Origin of the sequence: Xanthomarina gelatinilytica, assembly GCF_000348685.1 — a bacterium.
Taxonomy (GTDB): Bacteria; Bacteroidota; Bacteroidia; order Flavobacteriales; family Flavobacteriaceae; genus Xanthomarina; species Xanthomarina gelatinilytica.
In genome coordinates this window covers 1-19,889 of record NZ_ANLA01000002.1, presented here as the reverse complement: position 1 = coordinate 19,889, position 19,889 = coordinate 1, and the positions used below count along the sequence as shown (strand labels likewise).

General features: G+C 37.2%; 20 protein-coding genes. 1 reads left to right on the top strand and 19 read right to left on the bottom strand.

The features are described 5' to 3' along the window. Positions 1–31: 31 nt before the first annotated feature. From D778_RS00125 to D778_RS00040, 18 genes are all read right to left on the bottom strand, one after another. Complete coding sequence (locus D778_RS00125) at positions 32–2,119, bottom strand: alpha-ketoacid dehydrogenase subunit alpha/beta (protein WP_007646449.1); 2,088 nt, start codon at positions 2,117–2,119, stop codon at positions 32–34. A 125-nt stretch (positions 2,120–2,244) separates the two neighbouring features. Beyond that, on the bottom strand, positions 2,245–3,312 hold the full coding sequence (locus tag D778_RS00120; protein ID WP_007646447.1) for a branched-chain amino acid aminotransferase: 1,068 nt from the start codon (positions 3,310–3,312) through the stop codon (positions 2,245–2,247). Between the two features lie 142 nt (positions 3,313–3,454). Beyond that, positions 3,455–4,780 (bottom strand): dihydrolipoamide acetyltransferase family protein, encoded by a 1,326-nt coding sequence (locus D778_RS00115; protein WP_040491086.1) that lies wholly within the window; start codon positions 4,778–4,780, stop codon positions 3,455–3,457. A 49-nt stretch (positions 4,781–4,829) separates the two neighbouring features. Beyond that, entirely contained in the window at positions 4,830–5,426 is a 597-nt protein-coding gene (locus D778_RS00110; protein ID WP_007646439.1) for an acyltransferase, read from the bottom strand. Positions 5,427–5,487: 61 nt separating this feature from the next. Then, on the bottom strand, positions 5,488–5,760 hold the full coding sequence (locus tag D778_RS00105; RefSeq protein WP_238307525.1) for a four helix bundle protein: 273 nt from the start codon (positions 5,758–5,760) through the stop codon (positions 5,488–5,490). Positions 5,761–5,939: 179 nt separating this feature from the next. Continuing rightward, entirely contained in the window at positions 5,940–6,692 is a 753-nt protein-coding gene (locus D778_RS00100) for an enoyl-CoA hydratase/isomerase family protein (RefSeq protein WP_007646434.1), read from the bottom strand. 127 nt (positions 6,693–6,819) lie between these two features. Beyond that, positions 6,820–9,321, bottom strand: coding sequence for a phenylacetic acid degradation bifunctional protein PaaZ (gene paaZ / locus D778_RS00095; RefSeq protein ID WP_040491084.1), 2,502 nt, complete (start codon positions 9,319–9,321; stop codon positions 6,820–6,822). A gap of 44 nt (positions 9,322–9,365) precedes the next feature. Then, positions 9,366–10,580: a 3-oxoadipyl-CoA thiolase gene (locus tag D778_RS00090; RefSeq protein ID WP_007646427.1), complete on the bottom strand. Its 1,215-nt coding sequence runs from the start codon at positions 10,578–10,580 to the stop codon at positions 9,366–9,368. 116 nt (positions 10,581–10,696) lie between these two features. Further along, the gene (gene ypfJ / locus D778_RS00085) at positions 10,697–11,557 is read right to left on the bottom strand and encodes a KPN_02809 family neutral zinc metallopeptidase (RefSeq protein WP_007646425.1); all 861 of its coding nucleotides are present in this window, start codon (positions 11,555–11,557) and stop codon (positions 10,697–10,699) included. Positions 11,558–11,581: 24 nt separating this feature from the next. Next, the gene (locus D778_RS00080) at positions 11,582–11,989 is read right to left on the bottom strand and encodes a PaaI family thioesterase (RefSeq protein ID WP_007646420.1); all 408 of its coding nucleotides are present in this window, start codon (positions 11,987–11,989) and stop codon (positions 11,582–11,584) included. Then, complete coding sequence (locus D778_RS00075) at positions 11,986–13,161, bottom strand: 3-hydroxyacyl-CoA dehydrogenase NAD-binding domain-containing protein (protein ID WP_007646419.1); 1,176 nt, start codon at positions 13,159–13,161, stop codon at positions 11,986–11,988. The genes D778_RS00080 and D778_RS00075 overlap by 4 nt, the downstream gene beginning before the upstream one ends. A 43-nt stretch (positions 13,162–13,204) precedes the next feature. Next, positions 13,205–13,990 (bottom strand): enoyl-CoA hydratase-related protein, encoded by a 786-nt coding sequence (locus D778_RS00070; protein ID WP_007646417.1) that lies wholly within the window; start codon positions 13,988–13,990, stop codon positions 13,205–13,207. Between the two features lie 80 nt (positions 13,991–14,070). Then, complete coding sequence (gene paaD / locus D778_RS00065; protein WP_007646415.1) at positions 14,071–14,571, bottom strand: 1,2-phenylacetyl-CoA epoxidase subunit PaaD; 501 nt, start codon at positions 14,569–14,571, stop codon at positions 14,071–14,073. A 68-nt stretch (positions 14,572–14,639) separates the two neighbouring features. Further along, positions 14,640–15,392: a 1,2-phenylacetyl-CoA epoxidase subunit PaaC gene (gene paaC / locus D778_RS00060; RefSeq protein WP_007646413.1), complete on the bottom strand. Its 753-nt coding sequence runs from the start codon at positions 15,390–15,392 to the stop codon at positions 14,640–14,642. 138 nt (positions 15,393–15,530) lie between these two features. Beyond that, positions 15,531–15,821, bottom strand: a complete 291-nt coding sequence (paaB, locus tag D778_RS00055; protein WP_040491081.1) for a 1,2-phenylacetyl-CoA epoxidase subunit PaaB — start codon at positions 15,819–15,821, stop codon at positions 15,531–15,533. Positions 15,822–15,900: 79 nt separating this feature from the next. Next, complete coding sequence (paaA, locus tag D778_RS00050) at positions 15,901–16,857, bottom strand: 1,2-phenylacetyl-CoA epoxidase subunit PaaA (RefSeq protein ID WP_007646409.1); 957 nt, start codon at positions 16,855–16,857, stop codon at positions 15,901–15,903. A gap of 147 nt (positions 16,858–17,004) precedes the next feature. Further along, on the bottom strand, positions 17,005–18,078 hold the full coding sequence (paaE, locus tag D778_RS00045) for a 1,2-phenylacetyl-CoA epoxidase subunit PaaE (RefSeq protein ID WP_007646406.1): 1,074 nt from the start codon (positions 18,076–18,078) through the stop codon (positions 17,005–17,007). A gap of 246 nt (positions 18,079–18,324) precedes the next feature. After that, positions 18,325–18,891: a TetR/AcrR family transcriptional regulator gene (locus D778_RS00040; RefSeq protein WP_007646405.1), complete on the bottom strand. Its 567-nt coding sequence runs from the start codon at positions 18,889–18,891 to the stop codon at positions 18,325–18,327. Positions 18,892–19,071: 180 nt separating this feature from the next. Between D778_RS00040 and D778_RS00035 the strand changes: the two genes are divergently transcribed. Then, a complete protein-coding gene (locus tag D778_RS00035; protein WP_007646404.1) occupies positions 19,072–19,377 on the top strand; it encodes a rhodanese-like domain-containing protein in 306 nt (101 codons plus the stop codon). Positions 19,378–19,430: 53 nt separating this feature from the next. Here D778_RS00035 and D778_RS00030 read toward each other — a convergent pair whose 3' ends face one another. After that, positions 19,431–19,835, bottom strand: coding sequence for a DUF4230 domain-containing protein (locus tag D778_RS00030; protein WP_007646403.1), 405 nt, complete (start codon positions 19,833–19,835; stop codon positions 19,431–19,433). Positions 19,836–19,889 lie beyond the last annotated feature (54 nt).

The window sequence follows — 19,889 nt, the reverse complement described above, 5'->3', positions numbered from 1 at the left end:
AACCATCATGCTCCTTAAAATTTAACTCAATTCAATAATTTAATAACTCATTTATTGCTAACATCACTTTTTCTGTGGAAGGGATCATGGTCTGTTCCAAAGTGGCATTTAATGGAATGGCAGGCATGTTTTCGCTTCCAATGGTCATGACTGGAGCATCTAGGAATTTGAAACATTTTTCTTGAATTTTTCCAGCCAAAGCACTCGCAAAACTGTTATTGCTAGGTTCTTCTGTCACTACCAAACACTTGCCTGTTTTTTTAACCGATTTCATTATGGTATCTTCATCCAATGGGAATAAGGTACGCAAATCTATGATCTCAATTTGAGTTTTCATATCCAGCTCTTTAGAAGCATTCATGGCCCAATGCACTCCCATTCCATAAGAGACAATGGTTAGGGTTTCTTCCTGTTCCTGTTTCCATATTTCCTGTAACACCCATGCTTTGCCAAAAGGCAGTACATAATCTTCTGCTGGCTCTACAGAAGTAGCACCTTGTGTTCCTGGGACTTTAGACCAATACAAGCCTTTATGCTCAAGAATAACCACTGGATTTGGATCGTAATACGCAGCCTTCATCAAACCTTTTAAATCGGCACCATTGCTTGGATAGGCTATTTTTATCCCTCGAATATTTGTAATTACACTTTCAACGGAAGACGAATGATAAGGGCCTCCACTTCCATAGGCACCAATAGGCACACGTAAAATCATGCTTACAGGCCATTTTCCGTTGCTTAAATAACAACTTCTGCTGACTTCTGTAAACAACTGATTTAATCCTGGCCAAATATAATCGGCAAACTGAACCTCAACTATGGGTTTTAGGCCAACAGCGCTCATCCCAACAGTTGAACCTACTATGAATGCTTCTTGAATAGGTGTATTAAAAACCCTATCGTCTCCAAATTTTTGAGCTAAAGTGGCAGCTTCCCTAAAGACACCTCCAAGTCTTCCTCCCACATCTTGTCCATAAAGCAAGCACTCTTTATGCTTTTTCATAAGTTCTTCAACTGCGAACAAGGCACAATCTACCATCACTACTTTTTCGGCTCCTTTTGGCGAACGTTCCCCTGTTTCTTCTGTTATGGGTGTTGGTGCAAAATCGTTAGTGAACAAGTCTTCTGGTTTGGGTTCTTCTGCTTTTAATGCTTTTTCAAAATCCGATTGTACCTTTGCTTTTACTGATTGTTCCAATTGATCTATTTCTTCTGAAGTGAATCCGTTATCCAACAACTGTTGTTTGATTACTGGGTAAGGATCTCTAGAGCGAGCTTCTTCTAAATCGTCTCGATACCATTCCATCCTAACACCAGATGTGTGGTGATTTAACAACGGTACTTTTGCATGTACCAAAAATGGACGACGTTCTTCGCGTATGGTTTTAATAACTTTTTCCAGTGCGAGGTAACTTTCCGTAAAATTGGCTCCATCTATGGAAATAGCTTCCAAACCTTTAAATCCCTTAGCGTACTCAAAGGCATTTTGCGCTCTGGTTTCAGCTGCATTAGCCGAAATATCCCAACCGTTATCCTGCACTAAATATAAAATGGGCATTTGTTTTAAAGCTGCCATTTGGAAGGCTTCAGCAACTTCACCTTCTGTAACAGAGGCATCGCCTAATGAGCAAACGGTTATTGGTTTTTCCTGTGAGTCTTGGACTGTGCTTAAGGTGATATTGGGATTGCTTAAATTTTGTTTTTCAAGGTATTGTATTCCCATGGCCACTCCTGTTGCTGGAATGGCTTGCATTCCTGTTGCCGAAGATTGGTGAGGGATTTTTGGTTTATCTTGGTCTTTTAAACTGGGATGTGAATAATAGGTTCTTCCTCCTGAAAAAGGGTCCTCTTTTTTAGCTAAAAGTTGCAACATTAAATCATAAGGCTGTAAACCAAAAGACAGCAGCATGGCGTCGTCCCGATAATATGGAAATGCATAATCTTGAGGTAGCAATAGCATGCCTAACGCTGTTTGCACTGCTTCATGCCCTCTGGAAGTAGCATGTACATATTTGGAAACCTGTTTAAAGTTATCCTCATATAGTTCTGCCATGGTTTTGGCAGTATACATATTTAAAAACCCTTTTTTGAGTGTATTTTTATTTATTTTTTTTGCCATGGGTTGTGTTTTTATTGATGTTTTTACACTAATTTGATTCAGTTACTTTGCTTTAAGGATTGAGGCATTGTTGGAGCTCCTTGAAAAGAGCGACTGCCGAAAGCCTGACCCTTTAGGGGAAAGCCCTAAACCAAAACCTCGTTTACTTTCACCATCCAATGGAAGGTGTCCTTAATTTTTCCTGTTTTTATAGCATTTAAGGTATTGTTTATGTCCAAGCCCACTGGACTTTCGTTGGAAACATGGATTACGTGTCCATTTAAACCAATTTCTTGAATATAGGCAATTCCTACTGCTGTTCCAGTACCAAAGGCTTCTTCCAGAGTACCGTTTTTTGAGGCTTCTTTTATTTCGTCTATGGAGATTGGGCGTTCTATTACCTCAAAGCCTTTGGACTTTAATAGTTCCATGACACTAATACGTGTAATCCCGTCTAAAATAGCTCCATCTCGTCCTGGAGTGATTATTTTACCGTTTATTTTGAAAAAAATATTCATGGTCCCAACTTCTTGAATGTATTTGTGTTCGATGGCATCCAACCACAATACTTGGTCGTAACCTTTGGCTTTTGCCAATTCTGTTGGCCGAATGGCTGCTGCATAATTTCCTGCTGCCTTAGCCTCGCCAGTCCCTCCTGCAACAGCTCTTATGTATTTTTTTTCTGCCCATAATTTAATTCTTTTACTAAAAAAGGGTCCAGCTGGTGAGGCTATAATGATAAATTTATAGTGTGTGGCTGCCCGCATACCAATAAATGGTTCATCGGCATACATAAAAGGGCGTAGATACAAAGCACTTCCATCCTGGGGTGGAATCCAATTTTTCTCCAAGGCTACCAATTGTTTTAAACCTTCCACAAAAAGCTTTTCTGGAAAATCTGGCATGCCCATTCTATCTGCACTAAAGTTTAAGCGTTCAGCATTTTTTTGAGGTCTGAACAACATAGGGTTTCCATGTTGGTCTACAGTGGCTTTCATGCCTTCAAAAATAGCTTGTCCATAATGCAAAGCCATAGCAGCAGGATGGGTTGCAATGGGTTGCAATGGCTCTATTCTTGGGTTAATCCATTGACCCTGTTCATAATCACAAACAAACATATGGTCTGTAAAGGTGGTTCCTAATGGAATGTTGTTGAAATCTAAAGCATCCACTTTTGATTTTTTTACTTTGGTAATTGAAATGTTGTTAGACATTTTTTTTATATTTTTTTGATTTGAGATTCCTAGACAAACTTGGAATGACAAAAAATTATTAAATCAGAACTTATACTTTGATTATTGATATTCTTATGTTCTTTCTCTCGTTATAAAAGATTCCTGGTATTACAGAAATAAGTTATATTTTTCTATTGATGTCAAACTGTTCAAAATAATCGGCTACACGACGCACAAAGCTTCCTCCCAAAAAGCCGTCTACCACTCTATGGTCAAAAGACAAGGATAAGTACATCATACTTCTAATGGCTAATTCATCACCTTTTTCGGTTTCTATCACTTCTGGTCGTTTTTTAATAATTCCTAAAGCAAGTATAGCCACTTCTGGTTGATTGATTATGGGTGTTCCCATCACACTTCCAAAGGTTCCTACATTGGAAATGGTAAAGGTGCTTCCTTTAATATCATCGGCTCCCAATTTATTTTCCCTAGCTTTTTCGGCAAGTTTATTGACAGTTTCTGCAAGCTCCTTTAAATTTTTGGTATCTGCGTTTTTTACCACTGGAACAATTAAATTGCCACTTGGCAAGGCCGTGGCCATACCTATGTTTATATCTTCCTTTACAATGATGTTATTGCCATCGACCGAAGCATTGATGTTGGGAAAATCTTTTACGGCTTTGGCAATTGCTTCAACAAATAAAGGTGTAAAGGTTAGGCGTTCGCCATATGTTTCCTGAAATGCTTTTTTATTGGTGTTTCGCCAATTGACCATATTGGTTAAATCTGCTTCCACATAAGCTGTTACATGTGGCGACGTGTGTTTGGAATACACCATATGATCTGCTATCATTTGGCGCATTCTATCCATTTCCACAACTTTCCCTTTGCCTTTATCGAAAGTTAACTGTGGAATTCTATAAGCCGTAGGATCTTGGGTTACAGTTTGTGCAAATTTGTATGGCCTCCCATCTTCTATATAATTAAACACATCGCTTTTACGCAATCTGCCCTCATGTCCTGTTGCAGGAATTCGGGCCAACTCTTCAAAACTGATATGATGTTCTTTAGCAATTTTTATAACTAAGGGTGAAAAAAAGATGTTTTTGTTCGATTCCGAAAAGGACTTTGCATGAGAATCCTTGGCTGCACTTGGAATGACAGCAGGTTTCTTTTTAATTTCTTTTTTTACTTTAAGGCGTTCTTCGTCCCTATAGTTATCGGGACTCTCTAGGGCAGGCTGTTTTTTTGAAGGTTTTACTTCATCTGAAACTTCCAACATTGCAATCACTTCTCCAACAGGCACTACATCTTTGGCTTGATACATGGTTTTTACCAAGGTTCCAGATGCTGGAGCTGGTACCTCATTATCCACTTTATCGGTTGCAACCTCTAGGATGATATCGCCTTCTTCAAATGAATCGCCTTCGGAGACCAACCAGTTAATGATAGTTCCTTCTGTAATACTCTCGCCCATTTTGGGCATTTTTAATTCAAACTTGGACATACATATTTTATTCTGTCATTGTGAGCTCGCTATCTTCAAAATGACATTATTATTTCTTCATAAAATCTCGCAAAGTATCATAAAATGATTCTTGCATTTTCATATTTTCCGGAACCTCTCTTAAAGGCTCTACTTCTTTTAGAGTCTCATGGCAATCTGCTGGTAATTGTTGATATAATTGTGTGCCTTTGGTTTTCCATGCTATCATGTCATTTGAAACTTCTTTAATTACTTTTGCTGGATTGCCAACCACCAAACTTCGTTTTGGGATCATGGTTTCGGCTTTCACAAAGGCCATGGCTCCAACAATACTTTCGTCGCCAATTTCGGCATCATCCATAATTACGGAATTCATTCCTATTAAACAATTCTTACCCAGATTTGCTCCATGGATAATAGCTCCATGACCAACATGTGCACTTTCTTTAAGTGTGATGGATTTTCCTGGAAACATGTGTACTGTGCAGTTTTCCTGCACATTTACGCCATCTTCCAAAATAATTTGTCCCCAGTCACCACGAATGGCAGCACCAGGACCTATGTAACAGTTTTTACCTATAATAACATTTCCAGTTACGGCAGCCAATGGATGCACGAAACTGGATTCGTGAACAACTGGTGTGTAACCTTTGAAGCTGTAAATCATAATAAAAAGTTTTTAGTTGGCAGAGAATAAGTATCAAACCCTCCTTCCATGCTATAATAATTCATGTATTTTTATCCTTAAGATGTTTCATTAAAGCTGATAACATTTTATTAATTTCAACAAGTAATGACCAATTATTTTCACTTTCTTTATAGGTAATATAATTTCGTAAATACGCTTTTGTTGTTGCTTCCTCACATTCGCGAGAACTATCCCTTGCAATCTTCAAATAATTTAAAAAACCAGCATCTGAACTTCCTGAACCTTCAGCAATGTTAAAGGTAACTGAATCTGCAACACGTGCAAACTGAAATGATAGTCTATAATCTTCAATTTTAGTAAAATTATTAAGTTATTTATGCACCAATTCACCATATTCAATAGCCTTCTGATACACTATCAACTCTTCAAAATTAAAATGATATTGACTTTTCATTTGGAATATATTTTCAATTAAACTACTAGTCCTTATTACCTATTAGTCTTTACTTCCCTCTAAAATCTACTTTCAAATCACTTAAACCCTTTTAGTTTTTCCCTTGTAAACTCACTTAATACTAAACGTCCACTGATAGCTGCGCGATCGGCTAATAAAGCATCCCAATCTTCTGTTCCCTGCCAAAAAATACTTTTCATCTCTTTCATGGCTTCAACATTATAGGTGCACAAATTTTCAGTAAACTCTTTTACAGCTTCATCTAATTCTTCAGTGCTATCGTAAACCTGAGTAAACAAGCCTTTTTGTTTAGCCCATTTTGCCGGATAAAATGAGTTAGCGTCTATAGCAATTTGCGACATGGCACTTAAACCCATTTTTCGTTCTATGGCTGGACCAACTACAAATGGACCAATCCCAATGTTCAATTCACTTAACTTTATGGCTGCATATTGTGTGGCCATACAATAATCGGTTGAAGCTGCCAATCCAACGCCTCCTCCAACGGTTTTACCTTGTATGCGTCCAATAATGAATTTTGGACATTTACGCATGGCGTTTATAACGTTGGCAAAACCTGAAAAGAAAATTTTTCCAGTTGCGTCATCGTTAATGTTAATAAGTTCCTTAAAACTGGCTCCAGCACAAAACGTGCGCTCGCCACCACTCTTCAGCACCAAAACTTTAATGTCTTTATTGTTTCCTGCTTCGGTAATGGTTTGAGCTAATTTTGTCAATAAATCTCCTGGTAAGGAGTTGTGGGCAGGATGAAAAAACTCTATGTACCCTACTTGGTTTATTATATCTAATTTAACATAAGGGTTAGTCATAATTTTGCTTTTTTTATTGAACCTACTAGTTTTTATAAACTTTGCAGGTTGTTAATCTCATATTTTAATTTAGGCCTTTCGGTTTTTTGAATCCAGAACCGTCGGGACTGAAAAGTTTGTTTCGTTTTTATATTAACCCAAACTGTTCAAAATGATGATTTAAATGTTTTCTTTCCAATAAATACCACTCGTATCTATTCAACTCTCCAAAAACCATATTGTTTAATTTAGCATCTGGACGATCCTTAAAATACTCTAAATATTTTTCTCTTTGAGCCTTGAATTTTTCAATGGCTGTAGCTAAATCAGGATGTTTTAAATCCTCTAGTTTATCTTTTTCCAAAAGAGGAAAATGGGTGTTTTTTGGAAATTTTTCATAGTTATACAAACTGGCATGTACTTTTTCTAAAATCTTTTCAGGTGTAGCCACTTCAAAATCCTGAATCTCGCCTGAAGCAATTTTATAGGTAAATTCCAAATGCTCTATCATATGCTGTGGTGTCATAATGCCCCATTTTGGCTTAACATTATCGGTTAATTTTGATAAACAGTCATTGATTTTATCTTCTGTCATTTCAACAAAAACCTGTTGTTTTTTCTGTACCATGGTTAGAATGGTAGCAAAAGCAACCAATTCGTCGTTTAACGCATCAAATACCTCTACATACCATTTTACAATACCACTTGGGTGTTCAGCAGAAGCGACATCTCTATCCACCTTTTGTTTACAAGTTAAACGCACGTAAACAGTATCATTATGGTACAAAGGACGTAAGAAACGACACTCTTCCAGTCCATAATTTGCTGCTACTGGCCCTTTATTTGGATAAACAAACAATCCTGCAGCTGCAGAAATAATAAAATAGCCATGAGCTGTCCTTTTTTCGAAAATACTTCCGTCTAACGACGTGATATCTGTATGAGCATAAAAATGATCCCAGGTTAGATTGGCAAAATTGATGATATCTGTATCCGTAAAAGTTCGGTTATGTGTTTTAAGCGACATCCCTGGCTGAATGTCTTCCCAATGGTATTTAAATGGATGTTGTTCTGCCTCTTTATATGTTGCATTTTGTTGATAAATTCCCGTGATTTCAGTTAAAGTAGTTGGTGTACCTTGGATGGCTGTTCGTTGTAAATAATGTTTGATGCCTCGCATACCTCCCATTTCTTCTCCTCCTCCAGCACGACCAGGACCTCCATGTACCAGATTGGGCAATGGGGAACCATGACCTGTACTTTCTTTTGCCATATCACGATTAATAACTAAAATACGTCCATGATGACTTGCTGCATTGATCACATATTCTTTGGCAATTCTATCATTGTTGGTTGCGATGGATGATACCAAGGAGCCTTTCCCCATTTGCGCCAAAGTAATGGCTTCGTCAAGGTTCTTATAAGGCATGATGGTACTTACTGGACCAAATGCTTCTGTTTCGTGAACAGATAAATTTTTAAAAGGATGGTCTTCACGAAGCAAAATAGGACTTAAAAATGCGCCTTTTTTAGCATCGGCTCCAATAGTTTCAATTTTATCTAAATCGCCATAAACGATACTGGCAGTCTTAGCCAGTTCCTGAACACGATCTTTAACTTCTGTTACTTGTTCTTTACTCACCAAGGCTCCCATCCTCACCTCTTTGAGACGTGGATCTCCTATAGTGATTTTTTCCAAGGCTTTTCCTAATGCTATTTGAACATCTTCCACAAGATCCTGTGGCACAATAATTCTACGGATTGCCGTACATTTTTGTCCGCATTTTACGGTCATTTCATTTCTTACCTCTTTTATGAATAAATCGAATTCAGGTGTTCCAGGAATAGCGTCTTCGCCTAAAACAGATGCATTTAAAGAATCGGCTTCCATATTAAATGGCACAGATTCCTCGATAATACGCTTATGTGATTTTAATAATCTACCTGTGCTTGCCGAACCTGTAAAGGTTACGACATCCTGGGATTCCACGGTATCCAAAATGGTTCTTGCAGACCCTGTTATTAACTGTAAGGCGCCTTCAGGAAGAATACCAGAAGTAATAATCTCACGTACCACAGCTTCGGTTAAAAACGAGGTGTTTGTTGCTGGTTTTACAACTGCTGGCACACCTGCCATCCAGTTTACAGCGCATTTTTCAAGCATGCCCCAAACCGGGAAATTAAAGGCGTTGATATGTATGGCTACACCACGTTTTGGCACCATAATATGATGTGCCATAAAACGTCCACCACGAGATAAATCGATAGGATCTCCTTCTACGTGATAGGCTTGGTTAGGAAATAATTTTCTTAAAGATGCGTTGGCAAACAAGTTCCCAAATCCTCCTTCAATATCAATCCAGCTATCTATTTTTGTTGCTCCTGTTCTATAACTTATCTCATAAAAATCGGCTTTCTTTTTAACCAGGTACAGTGCTAATTTTTTAAGCATGTTACCACGTTCTTGAAAGGTCATTTTGCGTAATTTTTCACTTCCTATGGTTCTTCCGTAATGCAAAATTTCAGCAAAATCCAAACCTTCTGTATCTGAAAGCCCTACAACTTCACCAGTGATAGCATCAAACATTGGGACCCCTTGTCCTTTACCTTCCATCCATTGCCCTGTGACGTAATTCTGTATTTTTTTCATAGTATTCAATTGAGATCTCTCGACCATGATCGAGATGAGATCTATTATAAAGTTACATTTTCAATTATAGCAGCATAGCCTTGGCCAACACCAATACACATGGTAATTAATGCATAACGTTTTTGTTGTTCATGCAATTCCAAAGCTGCAGAATATGCGATTCTTGTACCAGTTACACCAAGAGGATGACCTATCGCAATGGAACCACCATTAGGGTTTAATCTTGGATCATTGTCGGCAAGTCCCCAAGCTCTTGTACAAGCCAATGCTTGAGCAGCGAAGGCTTCGTTTAATTCTATAATGTCCATGTTGTCCATGGTCAACCCTGCTTTTTCCAATGCTTTATTTGAAGCCTCTACTGGTCCAATTCCCATAATCCTGGGTTCTACACCAACTACTGCTGAACTGACAATTCTTGCCAATGGTTTTAAATTGTATTTTTTTACAGCTGCTTCTGAAGCAATGATTGTTGCAGCAGCTCCATCATTCAATCCTGAAGAATTTCCAGCTGTGACGCTTCCTCCTTCAGCTTTAAAAGCTCCTCTTAATTTGGCCAAAACCTCTAAAGTTGTTCCTGGTTTCACAAATTCATCTTTTGAAAACAGTATTGGATCTTTTTTTCTTTGTGGAATTTCAACTGTTACAATTTCTTTGGCTAAACGACCGTTTTCTTGTGCTTTTGAAGCTTTCATTTGGCTCCAATAAGCAAATTTATCTTGATCTTCGCGAGAGATATTATATTTTTCCACCAGATTTTCAGCAGTATTTCCCATGCCATCTGTTCCATACATTTTTTGCATTTTCGGATTGACAAAGCGCCAGCCAAAACTGGAATCGTACATTTTGGCATCAGTTCCAAAACCTTTTGAAGGTTTTGCTATAACGTATGGGCCACGTGTCATGTTTTCTACACCTCCAGAAATAAACACATCGCCATCTCCAGCTTTTATGGCTCTATTGGCATGTATGATAGCGGAAAGTCCAGAACTGCACAATCTGTTAACTGTTTCTCCAGGAACTGTATATGGCAATCCTGCTAAGAGTGATGCCATTCTAGCCACATTCCGATTGTCTTCCCCAGCTTGATTGGCACAACCCAATATCACATCGTTGTAGGCTTCTTTGGGGATGTTTGGGTTTCTTTTTACTATTTCTTCAATGACCAAGGCAGCTAGATCGTCTGTACGAACTGCTGATAATGTGCCTTGATAACTTCCTATTGGAGTACGAACTCCATCTATGATATATGCTTCTTTCATAAGTTTTATATTTCCCCTAAAATGGGAATCTTATTAAAATGTATTCTATTTTAACCCTACAAGTCCCAACGCTTCGGGATAAAACCTTGCAGGATTTGTTGATTTTTAGATTTTAGTTAGTTTAATATTACCGAAAACGTATCTCCCAATCTTATATCTCCAGTATGATAACCTTTCATAAACCACTCCATACGCTGTTGCGATGTTCCATGAGTAAAACTATCTGGCACAACATCTCCTTGAACTCTCTTTTGTATGGCATCGTCTCCAACAGCATTGGCCGCACTTAGTGCTTCGTCAATATCTCCAGCTTCTAGATATTCTTGGTTGTGATGCGCCCAAACACCAGCATAAAAATCAGCTTGAAGTTCTTGAGCGACCGAAAGTTTATTGGCTTCAACTTTATTGGTTTGTTGTTGCAATTGTCTTACTTTTTGTGAGGTTCCAAGTAGGGTTTGAATATGATGTCCAATCTCGTGAGCTGTAACGTAAGCAATGGCAAAATCGCCACCTTGAGCGCCAAAACGTGTTTTAAGTTCATCGAAAAAAGTTAAATCCATATATAATTTTTGATCTGCTGGACAGTAAAAAGGCCCAGAGGCAGAGCTTGCATTTCCACAGCCACTTCTTACAGCATCAGAAAAAAGTACCATGGTTGGTTCTTTGTAATCTCCTAGATTATTGTCTCTAAAAATTTGGTTCCATACGTCTTCAGTGTCTGCCAAAACAGTTGCTACAAAATCCCCTACTTCCTTTTCTTGGGCTGTGAGTTCTCTTTCTTGAACCTGTTGTGTGGTTTGTCCTTGGTTAATTTGTTCTATAATAGGAGCTATTTGCTGACCTGTTTCGCCACCAAAAAGTTGCAAGAGTATCACAATTACTGCAACAATGCCTCCACCTGCAGCTAGTTTACCTTTGGTTCCCATGCCACGACGATCGTCTAAATTTTTACTTTGTCTTCTTCCTTGCCATTTCATAATTACACTATTTAATGATTGCTTTTATTCTTGCCAGTCTTTACTTGTTCTATAAACGACGCCTTTAAATAAAGCTACAAGCTCCTGACCTCTTTTAACTTCAATAATATTGAAACCTAATTTATTTTTAACATTTTCTATAACAGATTCTGCCACAATATAATCGCCTTCGTTTAATGCTTCGATGTGATTGATACTTGTTTCAATTGAAACGGCATATTTCCCATGTGTGTTTGCAGCAAACCCGAAAGCTGTATCTGCTAAGGCATAGCTAATACCTCCATGGGCTTTATACATACTGTTTAGCATCTCTTTTCTAATGGTCATACCAACTTTACAACGTCCTATTTCACATTCCAGGATTTCGATACCTAGCCATTGGCTGAAAGCATCTTGTGATAACATTTTGTTTGGGATGAGTTTGCCTTTCATTTAAAAAAAGTTTTATTTTCGTTGTTCATTTTTCTCAGCAACGGACTACAACGATACCTATCTTCATGATATTCATTGTATAATTCATCCATTTTTGAAACACACCAATCCATGCCTTTTTCGTCTGCCCAAGCCAACAGTCCTTTTGGGTAATTGACCCCTTTGGTCATGGCATTATCAATATCTTCAGCCGATGCGATATTTAAAAACAAAGCATCGGCTGCTTCGTTGATGAGCATGACCAAAATACGATTGAATATAAGTTGTTTAAGAGGTTCTTCGTTTTCTGGCTGAATGACAGAATCACGCTGAATGAGATGTCCGTTTTTATCATAATCATAATAGCCTTTACCTGATTTTCTCCCTAGATATCCAGCTTCTGCAAAGCGTTTTTGTGTGAACGCTGGTTTATATCTTGGATCGAAATAAAAGGCTGTAAAAACGGTTTCAGTTACAGTATAATTGACATCGTTTCCAATAAAATCCATAAGTTCAAAAGGTCCCATTCTGAAACCTCCTATATTTTTCATGGCTGAATCTATAGTTTCAAAACTCGCTATCCCTTCTTCATAAATACGTAAGGCTTCACCATAAAATGGCCTGGCCACCCGGTTGACTATAAAACCAGGTGTGTCTTTAGCCACAGCAACGGTTTTTTTCCAATCCTTAATGATTTTCACTGATGTTTCAAGGACTTCCTGCGAGGTTTGAATAGCAGGAACCACCTCCACCAATTTCATTAATGGCGCAGGATTGAAAAAATGAATTCCAATACAACGCTCTGGTTTTTGCAATGAAGAGGCTATGGACGCTATGGACAAGCTGGAAGTGTTTGATGCTATAATACAAGCATCAGACACATAACTTTCCAGTTCTGAAAACAAGTTTTTCTTTATTTCAAGATTTTCAACTATGGCTTCTATTGTAAGATTGGAATCTGACAAATCTTTTAACGTTTCTACATAAGAAATGTTTGCTTGGATTCTATCTTTTTCAGAGGTGACAATTCTACCTTTTTCAACTAATCTTGCCAATATTTTTTCCAAGGCAACTCTGGCTTTATCCAAAGCTGCTTGGTTGGTATCGAATAACTTTACTTTGCATCCAGAAGTTGCAGCCACTTGAGCAATGCCACTTCCCATGGTTCCACTTCCGATTATTCCTATGTTCATATCTTTTCTTTTCTTAAAAAACCTTGCAGGTTGGACAATAAATTTATTTACCGATAAAATTTGGTTTTCTTTTTTCTATAAAAGCTGCGACACCTTCGGCATAATCTTCTGTTCCTGCTGCCTCTATTTGATATTTTGATTCTAAAGCCAATTGCTGATCTAGGTTATTGGTAAGAGACTGGTTTAAACTTTTTTTGATTAATCCCAAGGCTTTGGTTGGCATATTCGCCATTTTATAAGCCAATTTATTTACTTCGTCTTCGAAAGTTTCTAAAGGGATCACTTTGTAAATCATGCTCAAACGCTCAGCTTCATCTGCAGGGATTTTATCTCCCAACATGGCTAAAGCCGATGCTTTTTGAAAACCTATGAGTCTAGGCAAAAAAAAGGTTCCAGCACTATCCGGTATCAGTCCTATTAAACTAAATGCTTGTATAAAGCTCACTTTTTCATGAGCAACAACCACATCACAAGCCAAGGCTATGTTTGCTCCAGCTCCTGCTGCCACACCATTGATAGCTCCTATGATTGGTTTTTCAATGTTTCTGATTCGAGTTATTATGGGATTATAATGTTCTTCCAGAATTTTTTTAAATCCTGGGTTTAATTCTGGAGATGTTACTTCTTTTAAATCTTGACCTGCACAAAAAGCTTTACCATTTCCAGTTAAAACAATGGCTCTAACAGTGTTATTGGATTCACAATCATCTAATATGCTTTGTAAACTTAAAGCCATATCCCGATTGAAACTATTAAATACTTCTGGTCTGTTAAGCGTAATGAACGCTATATTGTTTTCAATTTTTAGTAGTATTGAATTATTGCTCATACCTTATTTTATTTGTCATTGCAAGGACGAAGGACGTGGCAATCTCAAAATAAGATTCTTCGCTTCGTTCTGAATGACATTTACTTTAAACATTTAAAATAGTCAAAAGGTTCCTGACAGTCTTCACATTGAAACTGTGCTTTACAAGCTGTTGAACCAAACTGACTAACTAATCTTGTGTTTGTAGATCCACATTGTGGACATGCCACTATTTTTTTATTTCCCAAAAGAGCTTCTTTATCAGCCTCTGGACTTAAAGGAGCTGCAATACCGTATTCTTCCAAAGCTTTTCTACCTCTTGGAGTAATCCAATCGGTTGTCCAGGCTGGAGCCAAAATCAATTCAATTTCAGAATGGTATCCTGCTTTTTTTAAAGCAACTTTTATATCGTCCCCAATGACATCCATAGCTGGACAGCCACTATAGGTTGGTGTTATTTGAACCTTTACAACGTTGTTTTGAATGACAGCAGAACGAACCACTCCCATATCCATAATTGAAAGAACCGGAATTTCAGGATCTGAAACCTGTTCTAGAATTGGAATTAGAATTTGGTCGATATGTTGTTTTTCTGTTACCATTAATGAGATGCTTCTACAAGTTCAGCATGATGTTTTTTTTAAGGGATTTCTGTCTGTGCATGAATTCCTTACCATTCCATATTAGGATAGGTACGTTGCATATATTGCAGATCTGCCAATAAATAACCCATGTGTTCTGTATGAATTCCGTGTTTTCCTCCTTTTTGAAAATATTTGGATTCAGGGATTTTTAGGGTTGCTTCTTCCAAAACTTCAGCTACTTTTTTATAATATGTGTCCTTAAGTTTAGTAACATCTACCCCAACTCCTTCAGTAACCATTGCGATATCTGCTTCTGTTTGACGAAACAATTCGTCTGTATATGTCCATAAATCATCTATAGCTGTTTGCATTTTTTGATGGCTTTCTTCTGTACCATCTCCCAAACGTTTTATCCAATCTGAAGAAAAACGTTGGTGATAGCTTACTTCTTTTATAGATTTTATGGCAATGGCAGATAAAGTAATATCTGTACTTTTTTGAAGTTCATTTAAAAAGAGGAAGTGATACACATCGAATAAAAACTGACGTCCCATACTATAAGCAAAGTCTGTATTTGGTTGTTCCACCAATAATACATTTAAATACTCATGTTCCAATCGAAGCATTGCTATATCATCTTCAGTTTTTCCATTCCCTAATATTTTTGCCGCATACTGATAGTAGCTTCTTACTTGCCCTAACAAATCCAATGATAAATTAGTGCAAGCTATGTCTGTTTCAAGACTTGGTCCATGACCAGTTAATTCTCCTAACCTTTGCCCAAGAATTAAGGAATTATCTGCAATACCCAAGATATATTTATATAAGTTTTCTTTCATTTGAACTTGAATTTGAAGTTTAACTTGAAAAACTTCAATTTATATTTTTAATTCTTGTTATCCCTAGTTTTTAAAAAAACAGGAATACCACATGTAACACAAACCATTAAGTTTAAGATTCCTGCTTTCTGAGGAATTTTACATATATTTTACCTCATCAGGCAATTCATAAAATGTTGGATGACGATACACTTTATCTTGAGCTGGTTCAAACATTTCACCATTATGCTCTGGATTTGAGGCTGTAATATGTTTGGACTCTACAACCCAAATACTTACACCTTCATTTCTTCTAGTATATACATCCCTTGCGTTTTCTAATGCCATTTCAGCATCGGCAGCATGTAGACTTCCAAAATGGCGATGTTCTAATCCGTTTTTACTTCTTACGAAGACTTCCCAAAGTGGCCAATTTTTTGTTGTTGACATGATTATTGTTGATTGCTGATTGTTGACTGTTGATTGTTGATTTTAAAATCTCAAATCGATAATCTTCAATCATAAATTATTATACGACTTGTTTTTCTTTTCTTTTTTGTTGTTTTTCGGCATACGCCATGGCTGCATCACGAACCCATTCGCCACGCTCCCAAGCTCCAACCCTTGCTTTCATACGTTCTTTATTGCATGGTCCATGGCCTTTAACAACCTGCCAGAATTCATCCCAATCAATTTCGCCAAAATCATAACTTCCTTTTTCTTCATTCCATTTTAAATCTGGATCTGGTATGGTTAAACCTAAAATATCTGCTTGAGGAACCGTTTGATCTATAAATTGCTGACGCAATTCGTCATTGGATTTTCGTTTTAATTTCCATTTCATGGACTGCTCTGTATGAACTGATTCTGCATCAGTAGGTCCCAACATCATTAAACTAGGCCACCACCAACGGTTAAGGGCATCTTGTGCCATAGCTTTTTGTTCTGGTGTTCCATTAGCCAACTTAAGCATGATTTCATACCCTTGACGTTGGTGAAAACTTTCTTCCTTGCAAACACGAACCATGGCTCTAGCATATGGACCATAGGAGGTATTGCACAATGGTACTTGATTGATAATGGCTGCTCCATCTACCAACCAACCAATGGCTCCCATATCTGCCCATGTGATGGTAGGATAATTGAAAATTGAAGAGTATTTTGCTTTTCCTGAATGTAATTGCTCGTAGAGTTCGTCTCTGGAAACCCCTAGGGTTTCGCAAGCAGAGTACAGGTACAAACCATGACCAGCTTCGTCTTGAATTTTAGCCAATAAGGCTACTTTTCTTCTTAATGAAGGTGCTCTGGTGATCCAATTTCCTTCTGGAAGCATTCCAACCACTTCAGAATGTGCGTGCTGGGATATCTGCCTGATATGTGTTTGACGATATTTTTCTGGCATCCAATCTTTTGGTTCAATTTTCTCGTCACGCGCAATACGTGCCTCAAATTGAGCTTCTAAATTCTTTATTTGTTCTTCTCCCATAAGACTCACCTCAACTCTTTCTTAAAGAGTTTACTAGGATTTGTTTTTAAATTAGTATTATAAACCTACAAGTCCCAACGCTTCGGGATTGAAAATCTTGCAGGAACTTTCTATTATGCTGCTTTCCATCAACAGCTACAATTTCATTTATACGTCAAAATCTACCACTACTTTTTTACTGGTTGGCACAGCTTGACAACTTAACACAAAATTCTGTGCCACTTCTTTTTCCTCTAGCGCATAATTTATTTTCATTTTTACTGAGCCTTCCTTCACTTGACATTTACAAGTACTGCAAACGCCACCTTTACAGGCAAAAGGCAAATCGGCTCCAGCAGCAAGTGCACCATCCAATATGTTGTCGAAATCATCGTCCATAACAAAATGGAATTCTTTTCCTCCATCTATTATGGTCACTTCGGTTCCATCTGTTTTTTCTTCTAAAATTTCAGCTATATGTTTATTCTCTTCTTCGCTGCTTCCAGAGAAAAACAACTCATAATGTATTTTTTCTTTAGACAGTCCTGCTTTTTCAAGCTCGTTGCGAATCAAGAATATCATGTTTTGAGGACCACAAATAAACGCATGAGCCGTATCTGGAATATCTATGAAGGTTTTTGTTAATATAGCCAGTTTTTCCTCATCAAAGCGTCCATTTAAAAACGGGATGTCTCGTTGCTCTTTGGTTAAAAAATAGAAAACCTGAAAGCGATCGAAAAATTCATTTTTAAGCTGCTCAATTTCTTCTTTAAAGATAATGGATTTTACAGTGCGATTCAAGTAAAACAGCTTGAATGTACTATTTGGTTCCAAATGCAGATGTGTTTTTATAATGGATATCATGGGTGTTATTCCACTACCTGCTGCAAAGGCTATGTAATTTTTTGAACTTTCGGGTTCGCACTCCACATAAAACTCTCCATGTGGCGGCATCACCTCCAACTCGTCCCCTTTTTTTAATTCATTGAAGGCATAATTTGAAAAAACACCTTGACGAATGGTTTTTACCGCTACTTTCCATTGGTTGTCAAAGGGGCTGGTACACAGAGAATAGTTTCTGCGTATGTCCTGACCGTTAATGTTTTTTCGTAGTGTAAGATGTTGACCTTGTTTGAATTTGAATTTTTCTTTTAAATGGTCTGGAACTTCAAAAGATATAACAACTGTATCTTTTGTTTCCTTATATATGTCTGCAACTTTTAATTTAAAAAAATCTGCCATAATTATGTCTGACTTAAGACTCTGCGCAAATTAGCTTGCTACAGACATCTTTTTAAGTTTAATAAAACACTTTCCGACGCCTTGCGCCATCTTCCTTAAGGGAAAGCCAACTAACGCTTGTTAGTTAGGTTTACAAATTTACAAAATAAATTTGAATCTTTTTTGCCTATTTCCGCCCCTTAGTTTTAAGTTAAGGAATGGGTTGGTCTTTTATGAAAATAAACATTACAACCATAGGTTGTATTACTAGCGAATACCTTCAATAAGCACATTGCTTAATTGGGCACTAAGTTTTTTTACGTTGATAGCATCTTTGTTCGGGATCCAAATATATAAGGAACGTAATGTGGACAACATGGAAAACAACATAACCTCAACGTTTTTGTTTGAAATTTCGCCATTTTGTATGCCAGATTTTAAAATACTTCTAAAATTTTCTTCATAATTCAAGCGTAATTCAAGATAATAATCCAATTGTTCTTCCAGATGCATCCAGTCGTTATTTAGGGACGCCATACCAAAGGTATTTTGGCTCGTAATGGACACGTGCAGTTCTACAATTTTGTTTAATTTTTCCACACAAGTATTATTGGACATCTTAATTTGTTCCATGCCTTGCGTAAATGCTTCAGCCAAAGAAATAATAATCTCTTTCAGGATTTCCTGTTTGGAACTGATATGGTTATACAAACTTGCAGCTTTTATTCCCATGGCTGTTGCCAAATCTCTCATGGTTACAGCGCTATAACCCTTTTCTTTAAAAAGTTTGGCTGCCGTTTTAATAATTTCGTCTTTACGTGTAATCTCTTTCATGTGCTTACATCTATTATCTATTAACAGTCACATGGAACACCCTACTTTCAGACAACTTAGCGATATAAGCTTTGATCAAGGATGTTTCAAAATAGAGGCTGAAGATACTTAAAAAATAAGTTGTAACTCTTGTTACATTTATTTTGAAATAAATTAAAGTACTTTGTAAAAAAATAAATTATGGGATTATTGGATTTTTTAACAGGTAACAAAACTGATAAAATTAAGGATTTTCAATCTAGAAAAGCCATTATTATAGATGTAAGAACCAAAGCTGAATTTAGCCAAGGCGCAATTCCTGGTTCTAGGAATATTCCGTTGCAAATGCTTAATGATAAAATTGAAGACATTAAAAAAATGAACAAACCTGTTATTGCCTGTTGTGCCAGTGGCATGCGTTCTGCCAGTGCAGCTTCTGTTTTAAACAAGCATGGTATTGAAGCCGTTAATGGTGGAGGCTGGAGCAGTTTGCAAAAAAAACTTTAGGTCTTTTTCTCAAAGCAAGTCAGCCTCTCTTGAGGCAAGGCCATTTAATTTTTCTAGACTTCTAGATTTTGAAATCCGTTGGAAGAATCAATGGGGTTGTGATTGTACTGCAGTGTCCAACCCAATGAATTGGTAAGGATATAGAATTTTGACAATTCACTGATCAATCTGTTTTTGGCATTTAATTTAAAGGTTGAAGCGTTTACCTTTTTCATTAAAGATTTAGTTACTGTTTCTTTAATGGCATTGTAGTCTTTGACTTCAAAAGGATTTAGGTAATCTGCCTGGACATCATAATACTCAAAATCGGGATTGATCTTTATTTCTTCTTCTGGAACACTTGTAATGTTTAGTGTTTTGGTTGCTTCATCAATTTGATATTCAATTTTACTTAAGTCGTATGCAATGGTTACATCTGCATTGACCACTACCAATGCTTTTTTTTCAGCATTGACCAAATCGGCAAAAACTTGTAGGCTTCCCCAAAAATAGGACAGTTATAAATTCTAATT